The organism is Legionella gratiana, from assembly GCF_001467695.1.
In the GTDB taxonomy this organism is placed as follows: domain Bacteria; phylum Pseudomonadota; class Gammaproteobacteria; order Legionellales; family Legionellaceae; genus Legionella; species Legionella gratiana.
This window is the reverse complement of record NZ_LNYE01000029.1, coordinates 871,795-875,743: the sequence shown is the minus strand read 5'-3', so window position 1 is coordinate 875,743 and position 3,949 is coordinate 871,795. Positions and strand designations below refer to the sequence as shown.

Sequence of the window (3,949 nt, the reverse complement as noted above, 5' to 3'; positions counted from 1 at the left end):
GTACACTCGGTAACTTTGTAAATTTATTTTGCATGAGGCTTCCTATGGCGCTGATAAAATACATGTAGTATTATATTTGATCATATTGTTTTTGTAAACACCATTAATGATTTGTTCCACGCGCATCCTAATTGTAAAGGCTGGTCATTTTAACCATTTTATCAATCATAGGTTGGTCTTTATGGAAGGCAAAATAAGAATACTTTGAGTGATAAGTAAAATGACTGTTGAGTGAATTGTGTCATTGTTTGTTTACATTAATCTGAGGTCACACCCAATGAATCTTAAAAAGAGCTTGGATGAATTTAACAATACACTTATTCAAAAATTCTAAACTTTCGAAAGAATCGTCGCCCTCTTTCACGGCTGAATCTTCTACACATCTTGGGTTAAATTACAGAAACGGGGCAAATACGAACTACGCGTATTCCCAAGAATTATTGTAAGTGCTACTCAAATCCTTTAATGTAAGTTTTTGTTGGTCAGTACTTGTTCAATATCATATGTGCGTGTAAATTCGTATGCTTTTTTAATATCGGGTGTTAATTCCCTATCTTTTTGCAAAAAAGGAACTAACTTACGGAAATCTAAATATACAGCCATTGTTGACTTTCCTAACTTTAATTCAGGCATCTGTAATTTTTTTAGATCGATTGCTTGGCTCGCATGCATCAACTCAAATCCCATGATTTGATAAAGGTTATCAACTATTTTAGTTAAATGTTCCACTACTAGAAGGGAATTTGTAGCGGTGTCTTCAATTTCTCCAGCTACAGGATAGGAAATAGTTGATACAGGAATACTTTGTTGCTGTACTTCTGTATTTAAGTACATAATTGGTTTTTGGATAGCAGCAAACGCAATAGTTGCCTGATCAGGAGAAAGAAAACGTGATATTTGATTTATGCAAAATGAACCTAATTTTACGATGCGTTGTGTGCTACTTGCGGACAAATGCCCTAAAGCGATGTTCAATCTTTCAATATTTAATACCCATGAAATAGGTTCAAAATTAGCAGTGGGAATCACCGCTCCGGATAATGGGCCGTTGCTAACATAATAAGATTTTTCCTGGATGGAAGCATTTTTTGGAGGAGCAATATCGATTACAACAGCAGGATTATCGTCAGAAGAATTTAATTGAGTAGTAAGATCATGTTTTAGGTCTTTCAATATATCACGAGTAGCACCAATAACTTGACTAGCTGTTCGGAAACTAAGAGGATCTTGAAGTGCTCTTTTTTCTGATGCACCTAAAAGATAACTTCCCTGCAAATAGTCAATGATATTTTGTGAAGAAATACCTTGGCCTGGGAAAGGACGTATAGAGTATACTGGTTTAAGGAAGGGGGCAATATTTCCGTTGATTCCTTCCAAGCTTAACGCTACTAATAATTCGTATTTATTGATTAGCTGTTCAACATCGTAAGTTGCTAAAGCAGCCATCCCTGCTGTATAAGCATTTGAACTAAAAATAGAGAGTGCATCTTTAGCATAAAGGTGTAAAGGTTGAATGCCAGTTTTTTTAAAAGCTTCATTTGCGGACATTTTTTTTCCTTTATACAAAACATCACCTTTACCTGACATAGCAAGACCAATATGTGCAAGGATAGTAATGTCAGCCTCACCGATTGAGCCACCTGATGGTAAAATTGGGACAATATCATTGTTTAAAAAAGCAGCGAACATTTCGACAACTGAAGGTTGAACGCCAGCATTTCCAAGTAATAGTGTATTGAGTCTAACTGCCATAGCTGCGCGTACTACTTCACGAGAAGCATTAGGTCCTATTCCCGCACTCGTCGCATAAATATCGTTCATGTTAAATTTCTCAGACTCTTGTCGAGCTTCAGACGTTAGAACATTTCCTTGAAAAATCGTTTTATCCTTATTTAAGCCAACACCTCGATTTAATCCGTATATAGGCAAATTTTTTTCTGCGGCTAATAGTAACAATTGATGAGAACGGTTGACTTTTTCCATCGCTGTATCGTCAATTTTTACCAAAGTATTTTGTCTTGCTATCTTTAGAACTTTTTCTATTGTTAGATTTTTTCCATTAAGAATGATGGGGTGAGTTTGTGGTCTATTATAAGCATGGCCAAGATGTGAAATAAAAAGAATAAGAGTAATTAAAAGAATTTTATCTATTATTTGAATGGAATATCTCATTTATGACCTTACTCAGTGATATTTCTGATTCGCTAAAATTAGTGAACCACCCTTAGATTTAAAAAGCCAAGACATTTTATCATAAAAATAACCATGTTGGTTAATTTAAATCCTTTGCTCTAATTCTTAACTAATCGCATAATCCCTTTTTTTATGTTAGATTATCTCAATAAAATCTAATCGCATAATTAGTAATGGCCAAAAACACTCAAATTGAAGCATATATCACCTATCAAAAATCGACTGATAAATCACCATTGACCTTGGAAAGTTATCAAAGCGATTTGCTTCAATTTGCAACCTGGTTTGAATCGGCTAATAAAGTAGACATGAAATTGGCTAACATCACACCGACTGATGCACGCCAATACAAAAAATATTTAATTAACTCAGGATTTAAAGCTCAAACGATTAATCGTCGACTACTGTCTCTAAAGTATTTTCTGGAGTGGGGATGGCTAACAAAAAAAATCAAATACCGATTCCCATTACCCAAAACAGTGAAACAATCTCAATCAATGCCAAAATGGTTGAATCGCAATCAACAAAATCAGCTACTGCGCCATGTTGAGCAAAATGGCTGCAAGAGGGATGTTGCGATTGTAAAAATCTTACTAAATACAGGGCTTCGTGTCAGTGAACTATGCAACTTAAAATGGAGTCATATTGTTTTAAGTGAACGTAAAGGACAGCTGACGATCAATGCAGGGAAAGGATGTAAATATCGTGAGGTCCCGTTAAATAAAGAAGCACGATTTGCGTTTCTTACTTTAGATTATGCTTTACATGCAGGAAGCGATGCATTTGTTTTTAATGGTCAACGAGGGGTACTGAGTCCTCGAGGAATTCAGCTCATGCTGAAGCGATTACGCACCCCAGAGGAGTTAGGCATGATTTCCCCCCATCAATTGAGACATACATTTTGTAAAAATTTGGTTGATGCTGGCATTAGCTTAGAAAAAGTGGCTTCTCTTGCAGGCCATGAACGATTGGATACAACAAAATTATATTGCCAACCTTCTTTTTCCGACTTGAGCGAGGCGGTAGAGCAAATTGGAGAACTGGACTAATGCGTTTAATTGAAGTATTGCCAGATTATGAGGCCAAGCGATTTTGCCGCCCACCTGTGCTCAGTTCGGATGAAAGAAAATAGTTTTTAAACCCGATCCTTTATCTAGTCAGCTTAGTCAAAAGACAAAACAAGCAGCCAATCAAATTGGATTACTTGTTCAATACGGCTATTTCAAGGTAAGTGGTAAATTTTTTACAACAAAAACGTTCAGAGCATCTGACATCAAAGCGGCTGCAAAAGCGATTGGCACCGATGTTCCTGAAGACTTTTTGAATCAATATCATGACCGTACTCGACAAAAACATCGCATACGCATTAGAACATTGTGGTTATATTGATATTAACCATGCTCTTCCTATCTTCGATGAAATGATTGGAGACATGGTAGATAAGCAAATGCATCCACGCAAACTATTCTATATCCTTGTTGAGCAATTACGACAAAAAAAGATCGAAGTACCGAGTTACCATCGCATTGCAAGAACAATTATTCGTAAAAATCCTTATCTATAGAGGAATGCAATCAATTTTTAAAGGGATTTTTAATTAGATAAAATTTGGGGCTCTTAGCGATAACGATCTTATTTTATACAAAATTAAGATCCTAGTTCGCATTTGCCCCGTTTCTGTAATTTAACCCCATCTTGTCTATCGCAAATAAAACATGATTAAATTATTTCTTTTGCAGAAGGAGACGGTATAGAG

Annotated in this window: 4 protein-coding genes; 3 read left to right on the top strand and 1 reads right to left on the bottom strand. The window is 35.9% G+C overall.

Annotation, left to right across the window (positions count from 1 at the left end):
* Window positions 1-462 precede the first annotated feature (462 nt).
* Window positions 463-2,172, bottom strand: coding sequence for an HAL/PAL/TAL family ammonia-lyase (locus tag Lgra_RS16930; protein ID WP_058500324.1), 1,710 nt, complete (start codon window positions 2,170-2,172; stop codon window positions 463-465).
* A gap of 194 nt (window positions 2,173-2,366) precedes the next feature.
* On the opposite strand from Lgra_RS16930, the gene Lgra_RS16925 reads away from it, so the two are divergent.
* From Lgra_RS16925 to Lgra_RS16920, 3 genes are all read left to right on the top strand, one after another.
* A complete protein-coding gene (locus tag Lgra_RS16925) occupies window positions 2,367-3,242 on the top strand; it encodes a tyrosine-type recombinase/integrase (RefSeq protein ID WP_058500323.1) in 876 nt (291 codons plus the stop codon).
* Between the two features lie 79 nt (window positions 3,243-3,321).
* On the top strand, window positions 3,322-3,582 hold the full coding sequence (locus tag Lgra_RS18640) for a DUF4158 domain-containing protein (RefSeq protein WP_083502931.1): 261 nt from the start codon (window positions 3,322-3,324) through the stop codon (window positions 3,580-3,582).
* Window positions 3,527-3,757: a DUF4158 domain-containing protein gene (locus tag Lgra_RS16920; RefSeq protein ID WP_058500322.1), complete on the top strand. Its 231-nt coding sequence runs from the start codon at window positions 3,527-3,529 to the stop codon at window positions 3,755-3,757. Before Lgra_RS18640 ends, Lgra_RS16920 begins: the two co-directional genes overlap by 56 nt.
* The last annotated feature ends 192 nt before the right edge of the window (window positions 3,758-3,949 follow it).

Coding starts and splice junctions, on each gene's coding strand:
- Lgra_RS16930 (WP_058500324.1), bottom strand. CDS start 2,172: ATGAGATATTCCATTCAAATAATAGATAAAATTCTTTTAATTACTCTT.
- Lgra_RS16925 (WP_058500323.1), top strand. CDS start 2,367: ATGGCCAAAAACACTCAAATTGAAGCATATATCACCTATCAAAAATCG.
- Lgra_RS16920 (WP_058500322.1), top strand. CDS start 3,527: ATGACCGTACTCGACAAAAACATCGCATACGCATTAGAACATTGTGGT.